The 24,608-nt window shown below is 56.7% G+C and carries 16 protein-coding genes; 5 read left to right on the forward strand and 11 right to left on the reverse strand.

All coding sequences use genetic code 11. The annotated features are described in order from the left end of the window. Positions 1–51 precede the first annotated feature (51 nt). Positions 52–825 (reverse strand): cyclic-guanylate-specific phosphodiesterase, encoded by a 774-nt coding sequence (pdeH, locus tag NP77_RS00345; RefSeq protein ID WP_003851972.1) that lies wholly within the window; start codon positions 823–825, stop codon positions 52–54. A 279-nt stretch (positions 826–1,104) separates the two neighbouring features. On the opposite strand from pdeH, the gene NP77_RS00350 reads away from it, so the two are divergent. Then, the gene (locus tag NP77_RS00350; protein WP_039658622.1) at positions 1,105–2,037 is read left to right on the forward strand and encodes a sugar kinase; all 933 of its coding nucleotides are present in this window, start codon (positions 1,105–1,107) and stop codon (positions 2,035–2,037) included. Positions 2,038–2,133: 96 nt separating this feature from the next. On the opposite strand, the gene msbA is transcribed toward NP77_RS00350, so the two are convergent. Then, on the reverse strand, positions 2,134–3,891 hold the full coding sequence (msbA, locus tag NP77_RS00355; protein ID WP_039658623.1) for a lipid A ABC transporter ATP-binding protein/permease MsbA: 1,758 nt from the start codon (positions 3,889–3,891) through the stop codon (positions 2,134–2,136). A gap of 482 nt (positions 3,892–4,373) precedes the next feature. Between msbA and NP77_RS00360 the strand changes: the two genes are divergently transcribed. Beyond that, on the forward strand, positions 4,374–5,246 hold the full coding sequence (locus NP77_RS00360; RefSeq protein WP_003851978.1) for an alpha/beta hydrolase: 873 nt from the start codon (positions 4,374–4,376) through the stop codon (positions 5,244–5,246). Between the two features lie 2 nt (positions 5,247–5,248). On the opposite strand, the gene NP77_RS00365 is transcribed toward NP77_RS00360, so the two are convergent. The 8 genes from NP77_RS00365 to bcsR form a co-directional block, all read right to left on the reverse strand. Continuing rightward, positions 5,249–6,739 (reverse strand): pitrilysin family protein, encoded by a 1,491-nt coding sequence (locus NP77_RS00365; protein WP_008926420.1) that lies wholly within the window; start codon positions 6,737–6,739, stop codon positions 5,249–5,251. 246 nt (positions 6,740–6,985) lie between these two features. Then, on the reverse strand, positions 6,986–8,275 hold the full coding sequence (locus NP77_RS00370) for a dicarboxylate/amino acid:cation symporter (protein WP_003851983.1): 1,290 nt from the start codon (positions 8,273–8,275) through the stop codon (positions 6,986–6,988). Positions 8,276–8,500: 225 nt separating this feature from the next. Next, positions 8,501–10,507 carry a biofilm formation regulator HmsP gene (gene hmsP / locus NP77_RS00375; RefSeq protein WP_039658624.1) on the reverse strand — a complete coding sequence of 669 codons (2,007 nt, stop codon included), beginning with the start codon at positions 10,505–10,507 and terminating at the stop codon, positions 8,501–8,503. Positions 10,508–10,623: 116 nt separating this feature from the next. Next, a complete protein-coding gene (gene bcsC, locus NP77_RS00380; protein ID WP_039658625.1) occupies positions 10,624–14,091 on the reverse strand; it encodes a cellulose synthase complex outer membrane protein BcsC in 3,468 nt (1,155 codons plus the stop codon). After that, positions 14,084–16,369, reverse strand: coding sequence for a cellulose biosynthesis cyclic di-GMP-binding regulatory protein BcsB (gene bcsB / locus NP77_RS00385; protein ID WP_039658626.1), 2,286 nt, complete (start codon positions 16,367–16,369; stop codon positions 14,084–14,086). The genes bcsC and bcsB overlap by 8 nt, the downstream gene beginning before the upstream one ends. A 4-nt stretch (positions 16,370–16,373) precedes the next feature. Beyond that, positions 16,374–18,974 carry a UDP-forming cellulose synthase catalytic subunit gene (bcsA, locus tag NP77_RS00390; RefSeq protein ID WP_039658627.1) on the reverse strand — a complete coding sequence of 867 codons (2,601 nt, stop codon included), beginning with the start codon at positions 18,972–18,974 and terminating at the stop codon, positions 16,374–16,376. Then, positions 18,971–19,702 (reverse strand): cellulose biosynthesis protein BcsQ, encoded by a 732-nt coding sequence (gene bcsQ / locus NP77_RS00395; RefSeq protein WP_039658628.1) that lies wholly within the window; start codon positions 19,700–19,702, stop codon positions 18,971–18,973. The genes bcsA and bcsQ overlap by 4 nt, the downstream gene beginning before the upstream one ends. Continuing rightward, the gene (gene bcsR / locus NP77_RS00400; protein WP_039658691.1) at positions 19,702–19,899 is read right to left on the reverse strand and encodes a cellulose biosynthesis protein BcsR; all 198 of its coding nucleotides are present in this window, start codon (positions 19,897–19,899) and stop codon (positions 19,702–19,704) included. The genes bcsQ and bcsR overlap by 1 nt, the downstream gene beginning before the upstream one ends. Before the next feature lie 201 nt (positions 19,900–20,100). Here bcsR and bcsE point away from each other — a divergent pair, with 201 nt between their 5' ends. The 3 genes from bcsE to bcsG are packed head-to-tail and all read left to right on the forward strand — an operon-like array spanning position 20,101 to position 23,484. Beyond that, positions 20,101–21,639: a cellulose biosynthesis protein BcsE gene (gene bcsE / locus NP77_RS00405; RefSeq protein WP_039658629.1), complete on the forward strand. Its 1,539-nt coding sequence runs from the start codon at positions 20,101–20,103 to the stop codon at positions 21,637–21,639. Further along, positions 21,636–21,833: a cellulose biosynthesis protein BcsF gene (bcsF, locus tag NP77_RS00410; protein WP_039658630.1), complete on the forward strand. Its 198-nt coding sequence runs from the start codon at positions 21,636–21,638 to the stop codon at positions 21,831–21,833. The genes bcsE and bcsF overlap by 4 nt, the downstream gene beginning before the upstream one ends. Then, a complete protein-coding gene (gene bcsG, locus NP77_RS00415; protein WP_039658631.1) occupies positions 21,823–23,484 on the forward strand; it encodes a cellulose biosynthesis protein BcsG in 1,662 nt (553 codons plus the stop codon). The genes bcsF and bcsG overlap by 11 nt, the downstream gene beginning before the upstream one ends. A 115-nt stretch (positions 23,485–23,599) precedes the next feature. Here the strand turns inward: bcsG and NP77_RS00420 are convergent, their stop codons facing one another. After that, positions 23,600–24,607 carry a glycosyl hydrolase family 8 gene (locus tag NP77_RS00420; RefSeq protein ID WP_039658632.1) on the reverse strand — a complete coding sequence of 336 codons (1,008 nt, stop codon included), beginning with the start codon at positions 24,605–24,607 and terminating at the stop codon, positions 23,600–23,602. Between the last annotated feature and the right edge of the window lies 1 nt (position 24,608).

Genomic DNA, 24,608 nt, shown 5'->3' on the forward strand with positions numbered 1-24,608 from the left:
TTGCACATTCACGGTCTGCGTTAAAGATAGTCGAGACCACGAGCAACGGCATCAGGGAAGCTGGAGAGTGAGGTGATTCAATTCAGAAAAGGGGACGGGACGCGAAAAGTAATAGCCCTGTGCAGCAATCGCAGGCGACGCTTTGACCTGCTGCCACTGCGCTTCCGTTTCCACCCCTTCAACAATGACACCGTTACAGTAACGATTAATCAGCGCAAGCAGCATCGAAAAGAGACTCCGCCCTTCATCCGTCGTGCCCAGCATAATAAACAGGTCGCGCGACAGCTTGATGTAATCATATTTCAGTTCAGTCAGCGCTGAGAAATTTGCCATACCTGAACCAAAATCATCCAGCCACAGCGGCCCCAGTTCCGGTATTTTCGCCACTTTCTCCTCCTGCGGCAGCGCCTGATGCTCGGTGAGCTCAAACCGTATCCAGGGCAGCTGGGCAATCAGGCGGCGAATGGCGGGTCGTTGCTGAATGGCGAGCAGTGAAGGACCGTCTATGTTGACCGAAGCGACCATATCACTGCGCTTAAAAAATTCGCTCCATTCTGCCAGCAGTTCAAGCTGCTCATGCACGACATCCAGGCGCCGGGCAATATCGAGTCCGGCAAACCAGGCTTCAGGCGAAAGATTCCGTTCCGGTTCAGAAGGATGCGACACGGCAGTCAGGAGTTCAATGGCAAGTAATTGACCGGTAACCCGGTAGATGGGCTGAAACCGATAGCGTCGATGACATTGTTGCCAGAAGAGCGGGGTTTCCGGGTGGAGTTTAAGGTCGTTTGAAGACGGCAGCCATTGGCTAATACTCTCCATCACCATGCTATTTCCCTGAGTGGTAACAAGTCCCCAAAATGGGTGACTGAGCGATTATCAAAAGTGCCTGTGATATTAAGATGAACGGCATGGCAATATAAAACGGCGAGTTTATCAGCCGTCTCGCTAACATAATCGGCTAAACAAGCCGACGTTAGCCGCGTTTATCTGCCAGATCGAGGCTGTTTCATGCCTTAAGTTAAATTAAAACGGCGTTTTAAAATCATTGACGTCTGCCATACCAGACGCGAGACTAGGACGATATTTCACTACAGGTCTGAAACCATGACGCACAAGAAAATCGCCATTATTGGCGAATGCATGATTGAGCTGTCCGAAAAGGGTGAGAACATCAAACGGGGCTTTGGCGGCGATACGCTTAACACGGCAGTTTATCTCGCCCGCCAGGTCGATGAGCAGCAGTTGCGGGTCGATTATGTCACTGCGCTGGGAACGGATTCGTTCAGCGATCAGATGATCGCCGCCTGGCAGCAGGAGAAGGTGAATACGGACCTGATCCAGCGCCTCGATAATAAGATGCCGGGCCTGTATGTGATTGAAACGGATGCCGATGGCGAGCGTACTTTCTGGTACTGGCGCAGCGATGCTGCGGCGCGTTACTGGCTTGATAGCCCGCAATCTGAGGAGATAGCCGGGCAATTGTCGCACTACGATTATCTCTATCTCAGCGGCATCAGTCTGGCTATTCTGCCGCCGTCCAGCCGTGAGAAGCTAATGACGCTACTGGCCCGTTGCCGGGCAAATGGCGGCAAGGTGATTTTTGATAATAACTACCGCCCGCGTTTATGGGCCGATCGCGCCAGTGCGCAGGCTGCATATCGCGCCATGCTGAACTGTACCGATATCGCCTTCCTGACACTGGATGATGAGCATCTGCTGTGGGGCGAAGCGCCGCTGGAAGAGGTTATCGCACGAACCCGTCAGGCGGGCGCCAGCGAAATCGTGATTAAGCGCGGTGCCGACTCCTGTCTGGTGGTCACCGGCGATGCGCCGCTGATTGATGTGCCTGCGGTGCGTCTGGCGAAAGAGAAAGTGATCGATACGACTGCTGCCGGTGATTCATTCAGTGCCGGGTATCTGGCGCGCCGTCTGACCGGGGCTTCTGCGGAGGAAGCCGCGCAGCGTGGGCATCTGACAGCCAGTACCGTGATTCAGCATCGTGGCGCGATAATTCCGGCAGCGGCGATGCCTGAATGATGCTGTAGCCGTTAGCGTCGTGAAGATCGATCAGCGAATGGTGATGACGAAAATGCGCCCGGAGGCGCATTTTTTAGCTTCTGGCATTCACACCTCTTACGCACACAGCGGCTGGCTGAACTGCATCTTATAGAGCCGTGTATACGCGCCGTTCTTCTGCAGGAGCTGCTGATGCGAGCCGCGCTCCACAATCCTCCCCTCTTCTACCAGCAGAATTTCATCGGCCTTTTCAATGGTTGAGAGCCGGTGAGCGATGATCAGCGTGGTCCGGTTCTGCTGCAGCGTCTCCAGCGCAGACTGAATGGCGCGTTCAGATTCGGTATCCAGCGCCGAGGTCGCCTCGTCGAGGATCAGAATTGGACTGTCGCGCAGCAGGGCGCGGGCAATCGCGATGCGCTGGCGCTGCCCACCCGACAACAGCACCCCGTTCTCCCCAATCACTGTATCCAGTCCGTTATCCATTTTATTAATGAATTCCATAGCATGGGCCATCTGTGCCGCCTTTTCGATTGCTTCACGGCTGAAGACGTCGGTACGGGCATAAGCGATGTTGTTGGCGACCGTGTCGTTGAAGAGGTGAACGAGCTGAGAGACCAGTGCCACCTGCTCACGCAGCGAGGCCAGGGTGTAGTCACGCAGCGCATGACCATCCAGCAAAATCTCTCCGCTGTCGATGTCGTAAAAGCGTGTCAGCAGGCTGGCGAGAGTCGATTTACCCGAACCGGAACGGCCCACCAGCGCCACAGTTTTACCGGCGGGAATGGTCAGGTTAATATGCTCCAGCGCGGGCGTTTCCGATCCCGGATAGGTAAAGGTGACATCGCGAAATTCTATATTGCCGGTCGCGCGTTCAACCACGTATGTTCCTTCATCTTTTTCCTGTTCAGTATCCAGGATGGCAAACAGTGTCTGACAGGCAGCCATACCGCGCTGGAACTGGGCGTTAACGTTAGTCAGTGACTTTAACGGACGCATCAGCATCAGCATGGCGGAAAACACCGCACTGATAGAACCCGCCGTCAGTGTGGCCATCACAGAGGGAAAACTCGCCGCATAGAGCACAAAGGCGAGCGCAGAGGAGGCGAGCAGCTGAATAATGGGATCGGAGAGCGAGGTCGCTGAGACCATTTTCATCCCCTGACGACGCATGTTGTTGCTGACCTGTTCGAAGCGGGTCGTCTCGACCTGCTGGCCGCCGAACATCAGTACCTCTTTATGACCTTTCAGCATCTGCTCTGCATGAGACGTTACCTGCCCCATGGTGTTCTGCATGTTCTTGCTAATACCGCGAAAGCGCCTGGAGACGATGCGAATCGCCAGCGACACAATGGGTGCCAGCACCAGCAGGATCAGGGAAAGCTGCCAGCTGTAGTAGAACATCATCACAAACAGGCCAAGAATAGAGGCTCCCTCACGGACCACCGTCACCAGCGAACCGGACGAAGAGGAGGCGACCTGTTCGCAGTCGTAGCTGATACGGGAGAGCAACGTGCCGGTTGATTGCTGATCAAAAAAAGCCACCGGCATGCCCATCATATGGCTGAACAGTCGACAACGCAGGGCCATGACCACTTTGCCTGACACCCAGGAGATACAGTAACTGGAGATATAGCCGCTCACACCGCGGACCAGGATCAGCCCGATAATCACCAGCGGCATCCAGATCAGAATGCCGTGGTTATTCCTGCCAATCACATCGTCAAGCAGCGTCTTCAGCAACGTCAGCATCAATGGATCGATTGCAGCGTTGACGATCAGGGCGACACCCGCAACCACCAGCCCCAGTCTGAAGGGAGAAATCGTCGGCCACAAACGAGAGAAGGTTTGCCGGGTAGAGAGATCGTTATCAAACATGGAATTCATCTTACCGTTGTGAATGAACGGCTGATGTTATGTTAAACCTCATCAACCAACAGGAAACTGCCCGACGCTGAACATTCCCAAATGAGACTGGCACTTAAGCCCCTGCAGCGAAGTGAACGTGATTCTGGCGGTAAAATCATTATGCTGTCTGAACAGCACACAGCGTGATATCCGGTAAATTTTGGCTAACAAAGCGAGCCATGCCAGCCATTTACCTTAAGCTGCAAATTCGTGGTTAATGACGGACTTCCAGCGGCATCCCTCTTCAACCCGCCTTATAATTTATTGATTAAAATTAATCATTTATATAAATGGATCCACCACCAGGCATAGTCCGAATCTGGTCAGATTTGCCCTTTTCGGATGGACGACCGCCTGAAAAAAGACCATCTTTTAATCAAAAGACAGCAGGACGCTGTTCTCTCCGGCCGCGAACAAAACAATTAAAATATTCCCCGCATCAGGATCTATTTATGCACACAGAAATTATTAATATCTGGCCACACGGTGATGCGCCAGGCGCCAGCGATTCGCGCGCAGAGCCGCAGATCGTCGATATGGCAAAAGAGTATGAGCCTTACGATCGCGCAGCGACCGGCGTACGTTGCCCGGAGATGGCGATCTGGCATCCGGTAGAATCAAACGGGATTACCCTGCTGGTTGCACCGGGTGGTGGCTATCAGCGCGTGATGATCGATCGTGAAGGCAGCGCCCTGGCCACCTTCTTTACATCGATGGGTTACACCCTGGCGGTCATGACCTATCGCCTGCCCTATGATGGACATCATGAAGGTCCCGACGCGCCATTGGCCGATGCGCAGCGTGCGGTTCGCGTCCTGCGTGAACGGGCACAGCGTGGCCTGAACGGTAAATACATTGTGATGATGGGCTTTTCGGCGGGCGGCCACGTGGCAGCCAGTCTGGGAACGCGTTTCGCAGAGAAACTCTATCCGGTGCAGGATGGCGCAGAAAACTTCTCGCCGCGTCCGGATGCGATGGTACTGGTTTATCCGCTGATCAGCATGCGTGATGGCATTGCCCATGAGGGTGCCAGAACCCGCCTGCTGGGTGCGTGGCCGGATCAGAAAACCATTGAAGCCTATTCAATGGAAACCCGTGTTCATCCGCTGGTGCCACCGACACTGTTGATCCACGCCGCCGACGATGATGATGTCTCGGTGAATCACAGCATGGCGTTTTTTGGCGCGCTGCGTGAGCATAAGGTGCCGGCAGAGGTGCATTTCTATCAGAAAGGCGGGCACGGATTTGGTATCCGTGGCGTGGCAGATTTGCCCCTCGCCAGCTGGCCGATGTTAGTGACCGAGTGGCTCAGGGCAAAAACCTGACGTTAAGCGGCGGGCGGAACGTCTTTGACGTTGCTATCCGGCGGGCTGGCTTCATTGCTGGTCGCCGGTGCCGTTGCCGGTGACATTACTTTGTCCCAGCTCTCCTGCAGGCTCTTCACGTTAGTTTCCGCTTCGCCTTCCGGCTGAATCAGAACCATCATCAGTTCCTGCGTCAGCTGCTGGCGCAGCTCCTGGTTCAACTGTTCACGGGTCAGGCCGGCCAGGAAAGTCTGACGCAGCTTCTGATACTGCTCAGGCGCAATATCGACCACGGCGTTCTGCTGAGATCGCAGGCGCTGGCTCATCAGCACATCGGTATCGGTGCGGGCATAGGTGGTAAAGAGCTTATTCAGCTCCAGCAGCTTCTGCGCCATCAGCGCATCAAACTCCTCCTGCGGAATGCCTTTATCACGCACGTTCGCCAGCTCGCGCGCCACCAGATTCATATTCTGTGCCAGGTTGTCGTTGCGACCGTCCATGTTGATCGAGCACTGCGCACGCTGATAGAGCACGCGGCAATCAAATCCCACCTGGATGCCCTGCGCCTTGCTGTCGCTGAGCGCACGCTGGACATGCCAGAACAGCGCTTCACGGGCCAGGTCGCCCTGCCAGTAACGTTGCAGATTCTGGGAGTCCCGAATCGGTTGCCACGGCGTATCCCACACCAGTGAGAGACGATCCTGCGTCATGTTGCTGCTCACCAGATTCACCGGCTCGTGCGGCAGCGGCGACAGGGTGGGCAGAGGTGCAGGCGTTTCACGTTTTCCGGTTAGCGCCGAGAAGGTTTTGTTGATCTGCTCAGAAAGGTTCCGGCTATCAACATTGCCAACAACGTAGAGCGTCATCGCATCCGGGGTGTACCACTGATGATAAAAATCGTTGAGCTGGGTTAAATCGACAGGTGCGCGCGGTTGCGCGGCGGGATCGTGCGCCAGCAGCGCAGAGCCTTTCAGGCGGTAGCGCCACCAGACATCCTGCGAATCTTTCGGCCAGGTCGCCACCGGATCGGAGGCGGCCAGCGCAGTGTTGACCACCTGTTCGGTGATAGCCATATTGCCCGCCGTGGCCGCCAGCCAGTTCAGTGCTTCTTTCAGCAGTTCGGGACGGTTATTCGGCAGACTCAGATTATATTGGGTGGAGTCATAGGAGGTAATGACAGGCGGCAGCGGACGCTGTGGATCCATCGCCTGTTGCCATAGCGCGCGTTGCTGGTTGTTATCAAGCGCGGTGTTATGCACCATCGCCAGGCGCGACAGCAGATGACTGAAGCCCGTCTGTTGCGCACTCTCTACCAGCGAACCGGTATTCACCACCAGCCGCAGTTCAATGCGGTCGCTGGGGCGTTGCGGTGTGGCCAGTAACTGCCAGTTAAATCCATTATCCAGCTTGCCTTCCTGCCAGGCCGGATCCGGTTGCAGCGTTTCTGCCTGGAGACCAAAGCTGCTTGCCAGCACTAATCCACCAACCAAAAGCCGAATTCTGGTGCCCTGCATGTGAACCCCTACTCAAATAATTCAAATATTGTTATCACTGGCGCATATTGCCGCTGTTATTAACGAATCGGCTGGCGCCGAATCGCGCTGTTATCCAACAACAAAGTGTTTGACCACAGGAAGCTCAGGATGTCGCGTAACGAAGTGAAAAACGTCAAAAAAAACAAGTGGGGTTTATTATGCAAATGCCCGCTGTCAGGGCAAGCGACAGCGGGCATTTGTGGGGATTTAAGTTAAATTCAATGATTAAATTGAAGATTCAGTCGCTTTATTCTCTTTATTTCGGCCTGCCAGCGTATCGGTCAGCTGTTTATGATCCAGCTGGTCGACCCATTTCGCCACCACCACGGTCGCTACACCGTTACCAATCAGGTTAGTCAGCGCACGGGCTTCGGACATAAAGCGGTCAATACCGAGAATCAACGCCAGACCCGCCACCGGCAGATGGCCCACCGCAGAGAGCGTCGCCGCCAGCACGATGAATCCACTACCGGTTACCCCCGCCGCACCTTTGGAAGAGAGCAGCAGCACCACCAGCAGCGTAATCTGATGGAAGATATCCATGTGCGCATTGGTCGCCTGAGCAATAAATACCGCCGCCATGGTCAGGTAAATCGAGGTGCCGTCCAGGTTAAAGGAATAGCCGGTGGGAATCACCAGCCCGACCACCGATTTCTTGCAGCCCAGCTTCTCCATCTTATCCAGCATGCGCGGCAGCGCAGATTCGGAAGAGGAAGTCCCCAGCACAATCAGCAGCTCTTCTTTTATGTAGGCGATAAACTTGAAGATGCTGAACCCGGCAAACAGACGCGCAATCAGCCCCAGCACAATCACCACAAACAGAATACAGGTGATATAGAAACAGATAATCAGCTGGCCGAGTTGCACCAGTGAACCCACGCCGTATTTACCGATGGTGAACGCCATTGCGCCGAATGCCCCTATCGGTGCCAGACGCATGATCATATTGATAATGCCGAAAATCACTTTTGAGAAATTTTCAATCACGTTGAAAATCAGCGTGCCGGTGTTACCCAGACGATGCAGGGCAAAACCAAACAGAATGGCAAACAGCAGTACCTGCAGAATGTTGCCGCTGGCAAAGGCGCCAATCACGCTGTTGGGGATAATATCCAGCAGGAAAGCGACGACACCCTGTTGCTCTGCCTGCTGCGCGTACATCGCCACAGCTTTGGCATCCAGCGTGGCAGGATCAACGTTCATCCCGGCACCTGGCTGCACCACGTTCACCACGATCAGGCCGATAAGCAGCGCGATGGTGCTGACAATTTCAAAATAGAGCAGCGCAACCGCACCGGTCCGTCCTACCGCTTTCATGCTTTCCATGCCAGCGATGCCGGTCACCACGGTACAGAAAATGACCGGGGCGATAATCATCTTGATTAACTTAACAAAGGCATCTCCCAGCGGCTTCATCTGGGTCCCTAACTCCGGGTAAAAATGGCCTAACAAAACGCCGATGCCAATCGCCATCAGCACCTGGAAATAAAGGCTTTTAAAAAGTGAGGTTTTCATAAACAGGTGTCCACTAACGCCGTGAGGTGATGTTGTCGGATTCGTTATTGTGACTGTCAGGCAACAGAGGTAGCGCCTGACAGTAACCCGAAAATAACACTCTGTTTACGTGATTAATACAGGGTGACAAACGCCCAGGAAACCCTGGGATCGTAATTCTGAACTGAAACGCTTCAGCAAGGGGTTTTGTAACTAAAATTCTCGCAAAATCAATGAATCAGGCAATTATTGCGGCAGTGAGGAGTTTTCAATCCACGCCTGATTAAATCGGGTCAGAGGCAGGGCTTCAGCGTAGAGATAGCCCTGCCCGATAGCGATACCGCGCGCCAGAAGCCAGTCGCGCTGCTCGGCTGTTTCCACGCCTTCGGCAATCACTTCAAGGTGGATAATCTCGGCGATAGCCGCGACGATACGGACCATTGTGTCGTCATGCGGTAGCGCCGCCACGAAGCTGCGATCCATCTTCAGCTTGTTTACCGGCAACGCTTTCAGCTGATGCAGATAGTTCAGGTTGGAGTAGCCCATGCCAAAATCATCCAGGGCCACGGCGACGCCGGTCTGCTGCAACAGGCGCAGCATCGACATCGCCTGTTCTGCATCATCAAGCTGAGCGGTCTCTGTCACTTCCAGCACCAGCGTGTCGGGTGCGATGCGGTGGCGCGTCAGCAGGGCTTGCAGATGAGAGACCACGCCGGTGTCCCGCAGTTGCACAGCGGAAATATTCACACTCAGCGGCAGCATAATGCCCTGCCGCTGCCAGCCAGCCAGAATGCGGCACGCCTCTTCAAACACCCAGCGACCTATCGCGCTAATCACGCCAATCTCTTCGGCGCTGGCAATAAATTCTTCGGTAAGACCATAACTGCCGTCTGGCTGGCGCATGCGCAACAGGGCTTCGGCGCCGGTTAACGCGCCGGTCCGCATATCGACCTGCGGTTGCAGGTAAAGCGCGAACTGATCATCATGCAGACCCTGCAGGATGTCATGCTCCTGAGTCAGGCGCTTCTGCGCGCGCTCGGTCAGTGCGGCGTCAAAGAACAGGATCTGATTTTTGCCCTGATGACGGGCCGACATCATCGCCGACGTCGCGCGGTCAAGCAGCTCATTCGCGCTCAGCGGCTGATCCTCACGCAGCGCCAGACCGATACTGAGATTAGGGCGCAACTGCAGCTGATGGAGGTTAACCGGCTGATTCAGGCGAATCATCAGGTTGCGCGCCAGACGCAGTGCGCGGAACGGATTGCTTGCGCGCTTCATTAACAGAACAAAATCGCTGGTTCCGGTCTGCGCCAGCAAAGTATGGTCGTCCAGGGTATTACGGATCTTCTCCACCAGCGTCAGCATCAGTGTATCGCGCTGCTCATCGCTGAGTACGCCGTTAGCTTCCTGGAGGGTTTCAATGCGGATGACCATCAGACCCAGTGACTGTTCAGGCATGCGCATGCACTGATCGACCAGCGCCAGAAACAGAGTGCGATTGGGCAAATCGGTGACGGGAAAATGGGTCGTCAGCCGGCTCATCTCATCATGGATCGACTCCAGCACCTGCTGATTGCGGTTGTAGCTACGGACCAGCATACCGATTTCATCATCACGGTGGCTCTGCGGTAGCGACAGCTTGTGCGTCAGAATCGACTGGGGCGGCAGCTCCTGCAGTTCGCGAGAGAGATTGCGCAGCGGATGCACCACCAGCCGGTTAATGCACCAGCTGATCGCCACGGAAAGAATCAGCGCCAGCAACAGATAGGTGATAATCATGGTCGAGAGCGTGCTGAGGATAAACTGGTAGACGCGCGTCGAGTTAGCCTGCAACACCAGATAGGCCAGCGGCTTCGGCATCCCGGTATTTTCGACTGAATAGAGCGGCAGGGTAATCTGCACCGGCAGCTCAAACAGGCGGGCGACCAGACGCGGCACCGGTTTTTCCACCTCGAAATCTGCATGCAGAGCCTGGAACGCATTCGGCAGCACCACATCGGCGCGCGATAAAATACCGGCCGGTTTCAGGGAGTGAAGAATACGTTCGGCCTGAGGAATATCGGCGCGCAGCACCGCTTCCGACAGCGGCTGACGGACGGTGTGCGCGATATTCTCCATCTGCTGGGCGTAGTCAATCCTGCGCTGCTGCACAAAATGAAACAGTTGGATGACGATAAAGATACTGATGGTGATAATCGCAACCAGCGAAACTGTCGCCATCTGCTTTATCGTAAGTGACCGGCTTACGCGCAAAAATTCTCTCCTGACGATGAAAAAAGCCCAGATAGCAGACAGTACAATGCCCGCCAGTATATCCCATAAACTGACTTTTTTACCGTCTGAAAAGTCCGGCTTTTTCCCGATCGGGATTATTTAAAATCTGCGTAGGGAACCAGCGGCTGTGGCGGCATATCCAGATCCCCTTCCCAGCCCCCGGCAGCATAGCGTACATAGATCAGGCCGTGGCTCGGGGTGTAATCTTTCGCCTGCTGAATATCGACACCTGCTCCTACAAACCACGCCGACGTCAGCCGCCGCTCAACTACTGCCTGCAGCGTGTAGCCGATCCCCCCGCCGGCGCTGCTGGCGGAAGAGGGATTGCTGGCAAGGGTGAAGCCAGGATTAACCGGATAACGCTGCTGCGCATCCGTTTTCGAATGTGACCACGAAACTGAACCGCCCAGATCAAATGACCAGTTCTCCGTACGCTGCCGCCAGGTGACCGGCACAGCAAAGGAGAGATATTGCTGTGGACTGTAGTAGCCGCCCTGGCCGAAGGTGTAATCACTGAGATCCTTCTGATAGTGCCAGAGCATGCTGTTCAGCCCGATGGTCGCACGGCGATTGTCGGTGGTGATCAGCTTGTAGTAATAGCCGCCCATCAGGCGCTCGCGGCTGTTATCAGCGACATTCTTGCCGGTGATCTGATGCGCACTGATGTCGCCCCAGACACCATGCGCACCGCCCTGATCGTAACTCAGCCCGATGCTGCCGCCCGTTGCCACCACACCGCCCCAGCTTTCACTGCCGTTGACTGCCGGATCGCGCGTCCCGGCATAGGAGAGCAGCGAACTGGCAATTGGCCTGCGTGAAGCGGTCAGCGTCACACCGAGCTGCTTCACATCGGTTTTCCAGCTCAGGCCGCCGGTCCAGTTAGTGACTTCAAAACCCAGCGGCGTGGTGCCGAGGTCGGCCGACCAGATCGCATTATGCCAGCCAGCGGCCAGCGCCGTGCCACTGTCACGCTGGTGAGTCTGAGAAGTGCAGCCGCCGGAATTCACATCGTCACAGCTGCCAAATAAATCATTAAAGCTACCGTTTCGGGTGGTAAAGGTCCCTGCGGAAACGTCCACCCGGTCGAGCCGGAAAAAGCCGCGCCCATCGGCAAACGGATGTTCCGCCTGCAGCATGGTGGTGTGCGCCGTAAAGTCAGAGATGCCGCCCGTACCGCTGTTGCGTGAATAGTCCTGCTGCACTGTCAGCGTGGTTTGCTGCTGACGATAGAGATCGGCCGTGTCGCTGCGCAGGCTGCGCTTCAGCCACTCATCCTGCGGATCGTTGCGGGTGGCGCGGCTGATATTGCCACTGCTATCAATACCGCTGGCCGTCATCGCCTGACGATAATCGGCCAGTGCCTGTTCAGGCTGCTGCTGCGAACGTTCAAGTCGTGCCGCATCACGAAACACCAGCGCCTTATCCTGAGAAGGTGGCAGCGAGGCGGCGCGCTGTTTCAGATCGCTAAACAGCACGGCAGCCCGCGTGGTTTCACCCACCGCCTGCCACGCCAGCGCAGCACGCCTGTCCGCATTGACACTCGCCTGAATCGGCGGCTGTTGCTCAAGCGCCTGTAGGGCTTCGCTGTTGCGCTGCAGGGCAACCAGCGCTTCGATTCGTCCCAGCGCCGCATCGCCGTTTTCCGGCTCGCGAGACAGTACCTGCTGATAGCCTGCCAGCGCCTGCAGCGCGTCACCGCGTGCCAGTGCCCAGTCGGCCAGCGTCAGGTCACGTCGGCTGGAAACTGGCTGCTGCTCAAGCAGCGTTACGGCTGCCGGCTCCCGCCCGGCGGCGCGCAGCGCCTCGGACTGGGCATAGATCTGATTCTGTTTCAGGCGGTCAGCCAGCTGACGCATATCGCTGCTCCACTGCGCATCGGGCAGACGATGCAGCGTGGCCAGTGCCTCGCTGTCGTTATCGTTGCCCGAGAACCAGAGTGCGGTCGCGTAAAGTGCAGTCGCATCCTGCGGATGTTGCTGCGCGACCGCGCGCATTATCGTCTGCGCCTGCTGCACGTCACCACTGTTACGCAGCGCGCCAGCCAGCCGGTAACTGAGCCAGACGTCATCCGGAGCCAGCTCCCGTGCCTGGCGATATTTCTCTGCCGCCTGCGGCCAGCGAGCCTGCTGCGCCAGAGCATCTGCTTCCGTGCGCAGGCTATCGCTGCGCAGCAGGCGCAGCGTGTCAGCCAGGGCGCGCTGCTGCCCGGCGGGTAAGGTAGTAATAAATTCCAGCTCGCGTGCAGGCGACACAGCCTGATAAAGCCCCGCCAGCCGACGCACTGCGGTGATATTGGTGCCATCCAGCCGTCGCGCGCGCTGCCAGAACTGTTCTGCGCCCGCCGCATCTTTACGCGCCATCGCCACATCACCCAAGCCAATCAGGGCATAGCTGTCGCTGCTGTCATACTTCTGGGCCGCACGATAGTGCTGTCCGGCCCCTTCAATATCATGCTGCGCCAGCGCTTTATCGCCCTGCTCAATCGCCAGCCAGTAGCGATTGCTCTGCAGCAGCGACTGCCATTTGCCGATCAGCGTGCTCTGCTGTCCCGCTTTGATGGCGCGTTCCAGCCAGAGAATGGCGGCATCACGATGGCCCGCGCGGGCCTGGGTCTGCCCCATCGCCCCCATTAATTCGGCATTATCGGGATTCGCTTTCAGTGCCCGGTTCAGGATCGCCATCGCGTTATTCACATTGCCTGCGTCGACCAGCGCCAGCGCGCGCATCCGTTCGCGATAAGCGGGATCGGCCAGCGTCGTCTGCTGCTTCGAGAGCGCCTCCAGGCCCTGCTGATGCGCATCGCCCTCGGTGAAGACGGTGAGATACTCTTTCAACTGCGCGACGCTACTGTCGCTGACCGGTTGATCGTTAATCTGTTTCAGCCAGAGATCAGCCGCGGCATCACGCCCGCCGCTGCTTTCCGCCAGCCGCTTCAGCTGGACTATCGCCTGCGCCGACTGCTGCCGGGCAAATGCCATGCGGGCAATCTGCAATCCGACGCCAACGTTGCCCGGATAGCGCTGTTCCATCGCCTGCAGCTGCTGCCATACGACCTCTTCCTGGCCAGGAAGGCGCGCCATCAGCCGCCAGTACTCCAGGGCGATGTTGGGATCGGGAAACACGCCGTTGAACAGCGCATCGTACGCGCTTTTTGCTTCCGCCAGCCGCCCTGAGGTAGCAAGCAATCGCGCCTGCTGCAGTTGCTGCCGCCCCTCTGGCGACATCATGCGCAGGCCTGCGGCAGACTCACGCGCCGCCGTCGAGCCGGGCGCCAGCCTGTTGAGCTGATCCAGCAACGCCTGCGCTGCGGTGATATCGCCCTGATGCAGCGCCAGACGCAGACGCGCCGCAAGCACCTGCGGATTATCCGGGTCCATCTTCTCCAGCCGGTAGAGCGATTGCTGTACCAGATCGTATTTGTTAGTCGACTCGCCGGTGCGGACCTGTGCCAGCAGCCACTCGACTGGCGAGACTTCCGGTCCGTCAGTCGGTGCGGCCAGCCCCGGCAGCGCACTTAGCGCACCAAGCAGCATGCCCGCCCGCAGTACCTGAGCGTTATTCATCTTCATCCAGTAAACGACGACGGGTAATAATTCGCATCAGACGCCACGTCATTAGCGCGAACAGCACCACCACAAAGAGTGTGCAGAGTGCCAGCCAGAAGGGATGGGTCGAGAGTAGCGACCAGAGACGCTCCCACCACGGCAGATGACCAACGTAGTAGCTCTCGCCAACCCGCAGACTGTTAACCCCTGACTCGCGGATAATCGCGGTGGAGCCAGACATTGCGCCACGCTTATCGCTGTCACTCATTGCCTCGTTGAGCAGTTGCCAGCCACGCGGCGTGCCATCGGCGAGCAGCGCAACCACGCTGCGCTGATCGTAAAACGGCGACTGGAAGCCAATCACCGTTGCCAGCGGGCCGCGGGAGCTGATGGCAGTGGTGCTTTCTGCCGTCTGATCGCGACCGCTTTGCGGATTCATCTGTGGCGTGACCCGTCGCACGGGTTCTTTCAGCCAGCTGGCGGTGGCGTCGACCAGCGCCGGGATCCGCAGGTCATTCTGAAGATCTTTGGGGATGACACCGATCATCAGCAGATCCACATCCTGCTTTTTCGCCGTGGCCCAGTCGTCGGTCAACTGAACGCGCAGTGCCGGATAGCCAGTCTGTGCACCACTATTGCCCATCGCATTCAACAGTGTGCTGACCTGCTGGACGTCTGGTTTTGGCGGCATCAGCACCAGGGTTTGCGCCAGATCGGCATAACGGCTGAACGGGAAGCCCGCATTTGCCCAGGCACGCAGTGATGGCATTTCGATGTAGTGGCGATAGCCAGAAAAATCGATGCTGGAACTGTCGTCCACCACCACATGATGACCGACTGGCGTCACGGTTTCACAACGCCCGTCAGCATTGCCACCAATAAAGGTGTTGGCATAGTCAAAATCGAAGCGCAGCTGGTTAACCACACCCAGGCGTAACGCCGGAATCAGCAGTTCATGGTTTTTGTCCAGCATTCCCTGAATCAGGGGAATATGCAGCAACTGCTGACCGGCCGTGTTTTTAGGCGGTAGCGGATAATCCTGGATGAACTGATTATTCAGGTTCACTGCCAGCCGCGAGCCATCCGACTGGAAAGGCGCGGTATAGCGATAGCTCAGATCCATGTCGATGCCGCGCGCGCGAACCAGGAAGAGATCGGGCGGCAGATTCAGCGTCAGGCTGATGGGATTGGGCTGCAGGCCGTCAGACTGCAGCTGGTTTTCATACTGAGTCAGTTCAGCAAAGGTGGTGCGGCGATCGGTGCGCACCCAGTTTGGCGCATCATAGGGCTGGCGCGGTGCCAGCAGCGTAACGCGGTCGATGGTCGAGGTGTCCCCGCGTAACAGCAACTCACCCTGCGCAATCCCCTGCACCGCCGTCAGCAAATCGTCGTCGTTGCGTCCCAGGATGAGCAGCATTTTTTCATAGAGACTGTCAGGCTGACTCACTATCTCCACGGTCGGCTTTACAACCGGCGGCAAATCTTTCAGAAAATCCGGGCGCGCATCGTTGGTGGCAAACACCACAGCATGCTGCTGTTGCGGCAGCTGATTGTAGAGCACCTGAAAGCGCTGTCCGCGCCAGGCAGCTTTGCTGCCGAACCAGGAGGCGAGAATCGCGGCAGCCCGCTGCTGCTTTATGTCCGGCTGGGCAGCAAACACCATCGGCAAGGTCAGCGGTCGCGTGTCGCGGGTATCAAAAAAGGGTTCAGGAAAATGGGAGAGGTCATTTTTCAGCGGCAGTTTTTGCAGCGTCAGATCGATGCCGCTCTCTTTGCCGATATCAAGCCAGATGGTGCTGTTGGCCGGATTTTCACAGATGTTGGCGTAGTGACCAACCAGCTCAAAGCGCACGCGGTTAAAGTCAGCAATATAGTGAGGATCGATTGCCAGCTGCGTCTGAATCTCTTTACCCGGCTGGTCCGGGGTAATGGTGATCAGGCCGATCAGCTCATCGTTGAGATAAACCTTCAGCTGCGACAGCACAGGTAGCAGCGCAGGCGAGGGCCGATAGGTAAGATTAAGCAGCGCACGCGTCACCACCTCATCACTGCGCACACCGAACTCGATCTGCCCGCTGGTACGTGTTCCGCTCAGCGTCATGCTACCCGGCGCTGGTGCCAGCTTAACAAAGCTCAGCTGACTGTTACGCAGCGGTGCAGCAGGCTGTGGCGGCAAAGATTGCACCGCGGTTTCTCCGGGAGTGACCGCCATATTTTCCTGCGCCAGGGCGCAGCTTAGTGTTGTGGAACCCAACAGCAGCGCAGCGACCCACCTGTTTACTCTCGTTATCGTCATATCATCAACTCAATGCGTTTTTTGAAGCTAGCGCACGGATGCCTTGCGGCAACAGCGAAGCCAGCCAGCTCACCCCAACGGTAAGCAGGTTAAACAGCCGACGTAACTGCGGCGGGCCATATTCCGCCAGGCGCAGGTAACCTTTGAAACCGAGGATCATGATATCGGCGAGGCTTTGCACCGGCTTATCTTCCGGAAAACCGTCCTGCCACAGTGCCCAGGTATCGGCGCGAGCGAAGGTACACTGGATAAATTCAATATGCTGCTGGGTGGTCAGCTGATGGAGACGCACGCCAGCCCGGTGGCCAAAGACACGCTGCACCTGGCAGGGGAAGCTGAACTCCTGCTGTCCACGACGCAGCAGCAGCCACACTTTTTCATTCTCCCGCAGCGCATCCGGCTCGCGCATCTCCAGCCCGACGCCGCCATCCGAGTAGTCACGCAGCGTGCAGGGCAGCATATGACCATCTTCGCGTGCGATGGCGGCCGGCATGGCGATCTCTACACGGTGCGCCTCGCGGATCTGCCGGGCTTCAACGGAAACCGCCACCGCACCGCCAAGAATAATCATGTTATAGAGCACCCAAATCAGACTTACGCAGACGGTCAGTATCTCGTTGGCCGGACCGTGCTGCATGCGCCAGAACGCCATCAACACGCCCGCCACATTAAGCAACACCAGCAACATATAGGGTTTGGTTATCACCCAGTCCAGATGCTGCTCCTCGACCAGTCCGCCTTTCGCCGTGACGTTAAACTTACCCTTGTGAGGATTGAACAGCGCCACGGTAGTAGGCCGGGCGATATACCAGGCCAGCACCGTCTCGTAAACTTCGCTCCAGAAAGAGTGACGCCAGCGCCCCTGAATACGCGAGTTGGTCAGGCTGGTGTGCAGCATGTGAGGTAAAACATAGATAGCGATCGCCAGGGCAGGCGCATAGATGATGTAGGCATGGCAGAGTAAAAACGCCAGCGGTGCCAGCAGGAAGATCAGCCGCGGAATACCGGACAAAAAGTGCAGCATAGCGTTGGCATAACAGAGCCGCTGTACCCACTTCAACCCCTTACCAAACAACGGGTTATCAAGGCGGAAAATCTGCACCATCCCGCGTGCCCAGCGAATACGCTGCCCGATATGCGCTGACAGACTTTCGGTCGCCAGCCCGGCCGCCTGAGGAATGCGGATGTAGGCCGAGGTGTAGCCACGCCGGTGCAGACGCAGCGACGTATGGGCATCTTCAGTGACGGTTTCTACGGCAATACCGCCAATCTCTTCCAGCGCAGTGCGGCGCAGAATGGCGCAGGAGCCACAGAAGAAGGTGGCGTCCCAGGTATCGTTACCGTCCTGCACCAGCCCATAAAAGAGCGAACCCTCATTCGGCGTACGGCGAAACCGCCCGAGATTGCGCTCAAACGGATCGGGCGAAAAGAAGTGATGCGGCGTCTGCAGCATCGCCAGCCGGGGATCTTTGATAAACCAGCCCATGGCCATCTGTAAAAAAGCGCGTGTCGGCACATGGTCGCAGTCAAAGATCGACACGAAGTCGCTGCGGCAGTAGTTTTTCAGCGCGTGGTTGATGTTCCCCGCCTTGGCATGTTCGTTAGAGGGACGCGCCACATAGTTAATGCCAATGCTGGTGGCAAACTCGCGGAATTCCGGCCGGTTGCCGTCGTCAAGGAGATAGATATTCAGGCGATCTTTCGGCCAGTCGATACCCAGCGCAGCATAGAGCGTCGGTCTGACAACGCTAAGAGCTTCGTTATAGGTCGGCACCAGCAGGTCCACCGATGGCCACTGCGAACGGTCAGCCGGCATGGAGACGGGTTGCCGGTTAAGCGGCCACAGCGTCTGGAAATAGCCCAGCACCAGCACCACCCAGGCGTAGGTCTCTGCTGCAATAAGCAGCAAACCAAAGATCAGGCTCAGCGGATCGTCCCAGTTCAGCGTCGAGGTATAGCGCCACCAGAGGTAGCGGCACGACACGGTCAACGACAGCACGATCAGCATCATGGTAGGAAAACGACCCGGAATGCGCCGGACCAGCATCGCCAGACCCCAGAGCAGTACGACAAAAATAAACTGCGTCATCAGACCAAAGGGCTGGCTGATACAGAGCAGCGCCAGCAGTGAGGCAAAGAGAGCCGTCACGACAAAGAGGCTGCGTCGCATCGGCGGCGACAGGCGCTTCAGTCGCTGTTCGATGCGCGTATCAATGCCCTGGGTTTGCGAGCGGGCAATAACGTTGTCCAGCCAGCGATAGCCGTGCTGCCGCCAGCCAGAAAGTGCGCTCAGGCCCTTAACGCCATCGCGGGCGCTCGCCTGGGGGAGCCGGATCATAATCAGCCACAGTGTCTGGATCAGATAGCGCAGGATATCCAGCGGACGCGGACGCTCCGGTGAGATGTGCGGATAGAGGCGGCGGCGCTGCTGAATCACACTCTGCCAGCCCGGGCTTTCGAAGCGGAGCAGCATCAGGCCCAGAACAGACCAGAAAAGATGAAGTGCGCTGGCGAAGCGGGAGGCACCATTGCCTCGCGCAGTGGTATAGCCCCGATGCAGCGATTGCCAGGCGGGCGCAGTCAACAGCCAGCGCAACGGATTCAAGAACTTACTCCCTTCAGATTGAGTAACAGCCAGTTAGCCAGCGTGATGATCTCCTCGCTGGCTAACGCATGTGGCCGATATTCACCGACCGGCTGCTTCATCATCAGCGCCTCTGCCAGCGCCTCATCGCGATGAATCAGCAGCGGTATCAGCTGCGCCAGTGAAGCCATCCAAAGCTGATGCAGATCCTGCTGCAGACGGCTGTTAGCATTAAACTGATTGATAACAAAGCGGGTGCGCGCCGGAAAGCGGCGCTGGCTAAGGCGCAAATGACAATTGGCGTCAGGCTGGATGACACAGAGTATGCCGTCCAGCTGTTGATAGAGTGTTTCATGCCACGGCAGGGAGTCGGCAGGCAGATCAAAAATAATCCACTGATAGCGCGCCTGCAGGTCCGGCAATACCTGGAGCAGCGGTGCGGCGACAGACTCATTCTGACGGGTGATAGTCAAAGAATGCTGATGAGAAAGCACACCATGTGGCAGCAAGTCAGGCCCATGGGGATAGCACAGCGCGCTGTGCTGCCAGTCTCCCCCTTCGCACAGGGCTTTCATCCAGCCATTCTCCTGCTGAGCGGGCAGATTGAAATGCATGCCGAGCTGACTAACCGGCGAGCCGTCGATCAGCAACACCCGCTCGCCGAGAGCCGCCAGCGCCCAGCCCAGTCCGGCACAAAGAGACGTTGTGCCGACACCGCCCCGCACGCCCTGAAGCGCTATCTGCGGCATCAGTGAGGTTGCTCAGGCTGGCTGGGGACCGTTTCGGCTAACAGCGTCCAGCGTGACAAAATCTCTTTCAGACGCTCTTCGCGCGCAATATCGACATAGCGAAAAGCGTGCAAAGAAAAGGCGTCACGCAAAGCACTAATATCATCCTGACGATCGCCATCGGCGGCCTCAGGGGTATGAAGATTTGGATTTTTCATTACTGTTCGCCAAAGATAAAACACTGTCAGACTCAGAATAGTCGCCTGCGCATAAAAAGGAGGTTCAAAAAGATTTTCAGCAACGCTGCATTTGCCAGACATTGTGAGCCAGTTTGTCATTGGCAATGTTTAAATTTCTCAGGTTACATCCTGGCCTGTCTATAATAAGCTAGCCTGGACTGGAAAAATAACGAATTCAATATGAAAAATTCTTTTTCGCTAGGGCTGTTGCATGTTCAGCCTGAATTAACGGCATTGCAAACGCCTGGCTGTTATTGGGTGACGTGTGCACGGCAGGATGACGCCCGCATGTTGATTCGACAGGTGATTTCACATCAGCAGGCCGTCACGCTCATCAGCGCTGATCAACCGCCTCGTGATCTCCTGACGCCCGACCCGATCGGCGGCCCCGACCGTATCCCGCTATTTTCTCTTTCCAAAAGCAAACGGAGTCTTTTGCTGCTGGAAAATGATTTTCTGCGTACGCTTGGCAGTAAAAACGGACTGGTGATATTTAACAGCAGCGCAGCGCAATGGGATAAGCTCGATGACGCCGAATTAACCCGGTGGATAAAGGGTATGCGCCGCACGCTACATAAAAGCAAACTCACACTTTTAATCATTACCTCCGGCACCACCATAATAAACCTGAGTAATAATCTTCAGCGTTATTTTCGTCAGCTGGATGGCGTTGCCCATTTGAGCTTTCAGCAGGACAGCTGGCAGTATCGAATTAACTGGTGGTATGCCGCGGAACGCCTGCTCGCCGATCGTGCAATACGTCTGGGCTGTGAAGAAGATCGTTTCTTTGCCTTAAATGAAAAGCAGGAACCGTTGAGCCTTAATGACGAACAACATTATCTCGCGGACAAAATCGTGCTTGAGGGCGCGCCGCCGCTTTCACGCCAGTGGCAGCTCTTTGATGATAATGAGCAGGTCTGGTTCCAGGCACAGCAGGCTAATGCCGCGACAGTTATTTTTAGTCTGACCCGCAGCGACTATATCGGCGAACTGGCGAAGATGGTTCACAGCCTGCGTCGTGCTCGCGGCAACGGAATGAAAATTGTGGTACGTGAGATGGGGGCCAGCCTGCGTTATAGCGACGAGCGGCTGCTGCTGGCCTGCGGAGTCAACACCATCGTGCCGGCTAACGCAGCTATGTCGCGCTTTCTGACCACGCTGGAAGGTCTTCAGGGACAGGTGTTTAACCGTCGCGTTCCCGCCAGTCTTGAGGCGTTAACCGCCTCATTGCAGCCGCTGCATGAGAAAGGCTACCTGCGGCTTGACGCCTTCTGTCAATCAGTCAGCCAGTTGATCAGTAATACCTTACTGCCGGAAAATGATAAGGGCCTGTTGGTGGCATTGCGGCCAGTGCCGCAGCTTCAACCCCAGCAGATTCTGACGCTCTGTAAACCGCGTCGCTTCGGCGACCTGGTCACGGTGCTGGAAGATCGCGTCATACTGTTTCTCTCCTCCTGCCGCTACAACGATCTCGATAAGGCCTTGAAATATATATTTTCATTGCCTCACGATGAGCTATTTGCAAACCGGATGGTCTGGTTCGAGGATAATCATATTCTTGCGGAAGTCAGCAATATTAAAAAACTGACGCCGATGGCGATTCAGGAACTGACGCCGGTTTCAGAATCTCTGCTCGAATCCACCCTCAAGCCAGTGGATGCGCCTGTACGTTCGGCACCGCAGCCCATCACTTTACTGCCGGAGAAAGAATCCCGATGAACCTGATGGACTGGGTACAGATTGCGCTGCTGGCTATTTTTATCCTGCTGATTCTAAAGCCTGTCTGGCAACGCTGGCTGCCGCGTCGCTGGAACGGCCTGCTGAATCGGCTGTTGCCTGCGCGTGCGCTAAAGTCTGAAGGTGACTGGCAGCGTCAATCTCCAAAAACGGATGCAAAAATTAATGAAAAATGATCAACCCGCTGCGGCCCACTCTTCCGGTTTGTGGTCCTGCTGGCGCGGACTGGGCGGCTGGAATTTCTACTTTTTAGTGAAGTTCGCCCTGCTGTGGTATGGCTATCTCAACTTTCACGCGCTGAGCAACCTGGTGTTTCTCGCCTGGCTGCTCTTCCCGCTGCCGACGGTACGCCTGCATCGCCTGCGCCACTGGGTCTCGATCCCCATTGGTGTCGGGCTGTTCTGGCATGACACCTGGCTGCCCGGACTCAGCAGCATCATGAGCCAGGGCGATCAGCTGGCGGGCTTCTCCGCAGCCTATCTTCTCGATCTGGCAGACCGCTTTATCAACTGGCAAATGATAGGTGCGCTCTTTGTCCTGCTGGTTCTCTATCTCTTTGTTGCGCAGTGGATTCGTATCACCGTGCTGGTTTCATTGATGCTGATCTGGCTCAACGTACTCACTATCGCTGGCCCGGCGATGTCGCTGCTACCGACCCGCGCAGCCACTCCGCAGGTGGTCCTGAATCAGACGCCAGCCGCCAGCCAGCCAGCCGCTACGCCGGATGGGCTCGATCAGTCTGCACCCGCGACCAGTACGAATCTGACCGCCTGGCTCAACCGTTTCTATGAGAGTGAGCGCAAGCGCGTTACCCACTTCCCCGACAGCCTGCCTGCCGATTCACAGCCATTCGACATTCTGGTGATCAACATCTGTTCGCTCGCCTGGTCAGATATGGATGCCTCGCAACTGCGTAATCATCCGCTGTGGCATCACTTCGACATCATGCTGACCAACTACAACTCCGCCACGAGCTACAGCGGACCGGCAGGGATTCGTCTGCTGCGTGCCAGCTGCGGTCAGACCTCGCACAGCGATCTCTACAAACCCACTGATTCACGCTGCTATCTGTTCGATAATCTGGCGAAGCTGGGCTTTAAAGAGCAGCTGATGATGGACCACACCGGCGTGTTTGGTAACTATCTCAAAGAACTGCGCGAAGGCGGGGATATTCAGGCACCGCTGATGTCGCAGGCGGGTATTGCGCCGGAGGTGACTTCATTCGACAGCACGCCGGTGTTCAATGATGCCCAACTGATGCAGCGCTGGCTCGACGATCGCAGCAAGAGCAGCGATGCCCGCAGCGCCACCTTCTATAACCTGATCCCGCTGCACGACGGCACCCGCGAACTGGGCAGCACCCAGACAGCCCCATGGAAGCCGCGCGCTCAGTTGCTGTTTGATCAGATCGACGCCTTCCTTACTCAGCTGGAGAAGTCAGGCCGTCGGGTGATGGTGCTGGTGGTGCCGGAGCATGGGGCCGCCCTGCAGGGCGATAAGATGCAGATGTCAGGGCTGCGCGACATTCCCAGCCCGGGTATTACGCATGTGCCGGTCGGGATTAAGTTTGTCGGCATGAAAGCCCCGCATCAGGGACAGCCACTCAATATTGATGCGCCAACCAGTCTGCTGGCAGTCTCAGAGATTGTGTCTCGCGTGGTGGATGGGCAGGTATTTAATGCGCCCAATGTCAATATGTCGGTGCTGACTGACAAGCTGCCGCAGACGCCAGTGGTGTCGGAAAACGACGGTGCAGTGGTGATGATGTATCAGGGCAAGCCCTGGATCAGGCTAAATGGCGGAGACTGGGTGCCCTATCCGGAGTAACGCATCACTGCCGTAAAGCAGAAGTGCGGGTCAGCCGCCGCTTAGCGCCTGACCCATTTTTATCGTGTTACTGTCGGCAGCAGAATAGCGGCCAGCGCCGCCGTTCTGCCTGTTATCAGCGCTTCTCCTGAAACGCCTGCCAGGTCAGCAGCTGCAGACTGGCGGAAAAGTAGTTCTGATCCGCAGCCAGCTTATCGCTCAGATAGCCGGTCTCATTCAGCGTGAGGTCGCGCACCGCCAGCAGACCGCCCTCAAGATGATAAGGTGCAGGTGCATTTGCCAGCACGTCGAACCAGGCGGGAGTCAGCATACGGCTGTAACCCTGCCAGACGCGCTGAAACGGCACCAGCGCCAGACTGTGCGGGTCATACCACCAGATGTTCAGCGGTACGCGAATCGCGTCATAACTGAAGCGGTTTGAGTAACCGACAGCCGGGGCAACCGAACCGTCGGCATTCAGCGCAACCCAGTCCAGCGGCAGACCGGTTTTGCCAAAACTCAGCTTACCCAGCAGCGTAAAACCATCATTAATCAGCTTATCCCAGACCTGCAGATGACTGCGCTCGCCAAACTCACGCCACGCCTGAAACAGGAAATAGGAAGGGTTAAGCACCACGTAACTGGTTTTATTGAAACCCTGCGCGCCCGGCAGCAGGACGGTATAGCCGCCAAAGTTCGTGACATCCAGCTTGATGATGGCGCGCTGAATACGGTCAGATGCCTGCTGGTAGCTCTCCACCTGCCATTTCTGAGCAGCACGCTGCAGCGCCCAGGCCAGCAGCACATCACCATCCGAGGCGTTGTTCTTATCAGCAACCGGATTGTCACTGCCTGGCACATAGCGCCAGTAGAAGAGATCGGTCTGCGGATTACCTAACTGGGTGCGTGTCCACTGCCACAACCTGTCAAACGTGGCGCGATCATTGTTGGCTACCGCCAGCAACATGCCATAACCCTGACCTTCGGTGTGACTGACATTGTTATTGGCGGTGTCCGTGATCCGCCCTTCCGCCGTCAGAAAACGACCTTTAAACGTGTCCCAGCCGCTGGCACTCGCCTGCGCACTGCAGACCAGCAGTAAAACAGAGCAGATCCAGCCCATCCAGAATGGCTTACGTTTCATT

It is taken from the genome of Pantoea sp. MBLJ3, assembly GCF_000816655.1.
GTDB lineage: Bacteria > Pseudomonadota > Gammaproteobacteria > Enterobacterales > Enterobacteriaceae > Pantoea > Pantoea eucalypti.

Excerpts from the sequence above, each read along its gene's own strand:
- bcsG (WP_039658631.1), top strand. The coding sequence starts at position 21,823 with ATGAAAAATGATCAACCCGCTGCGGCCCACTCTTCCGGTTTGTGGTCC.
- NP77_RS00360 (WP_003851978.1), top strand. The coding sequence starts at position 4,374 with ATGCACACAGAAATTATTAATATCTGGCCACACGGTGATGCGCCAGGC.
- msbA (WP_039658623.1), bottom strand. The coding sequence starts at position 3,891 with ATGTTTGATAACGATCTCTCTACCCGGCAAACCTTCTCTCGTTTGTGG.
- NP77_RS00350 (WP_039658622.1), top strand. The coding sequence starts at position 1,105 with ATGACGCACAAGAAAATCGCCATTATTGGCGAATGCATGATTGAGCTG.
- NP77_RS00370 (WP_003851983.1), bottom strand. The coding sequence starts at position 8,275 with ATGAAAACCTCACTTTTTAAAAGCCTTTATTTCCAGGTGCTGATGGCG.
- NP77_RS00420 (WP_039658632.1), bottom strand. The coding sequence starts at position 24,607 with ATGAAACGTAAGCCATTCTGGATGGGCTGGATCTGCTCTGTTTTACTG.
- bcsR (WP_039658691.1), bottom strand. The coding sequence starts at position 19,899 with ATGAAAAATCCAAATCTTCATACCCCTGAGGCCGCCGATGGCGATCGT.
- bcsB (WP_039658626.1), bottom strand. The coding sequence starts at position 16,369 with ATGACGATAACGAGAGTAAACAGGTGGGTCGCTGCGCTGCTGTTGGGT.
- pdeH (WP_003851972.1), bottom strand. The coding sequence starts at position 825 with ATGGTGATGGAGAGTATTAGCCAATGGCTGCCGTCTTCAAACGACCTT.
- bcsE (WP_039658629.1), top strand. The coding sequence starts at position 20,101 with ATGAAAAATTCTTTTTCGCTAGGGCTGTTGCATGTTCAGCCTGAATTA.
- bcsC (WP_039658625.1), bottom strand. The coding sequence starts at position 14,091 with ATGAATAACGCTCAGGTACTGCGGGCGGGCATGCTGCTTGGTGCGCTA.
- NP77_RS00365 (WP_008926420.1), bottom strand. The coding sequence starts at position 6,739 with ATGCAGGGCACCAGAATTCGGCTTTTGGTTGGTGGATTAGTGCTGGCA.
- bcsQ (WP_039658628.1), bottom strand. The coding sequence starts at position 19,702 with ATGCCGCAGATAGCGCTTCAGGGCGTGCGGGGCGGTGTCGGCACAACG.
- bcsF (WP_039658630.1), top strand. The coding sequence starts at position 21,636 with ATGAACCTGATGGACTGGGTACAGATTGCGCTGCTGGCTATTTTTATC.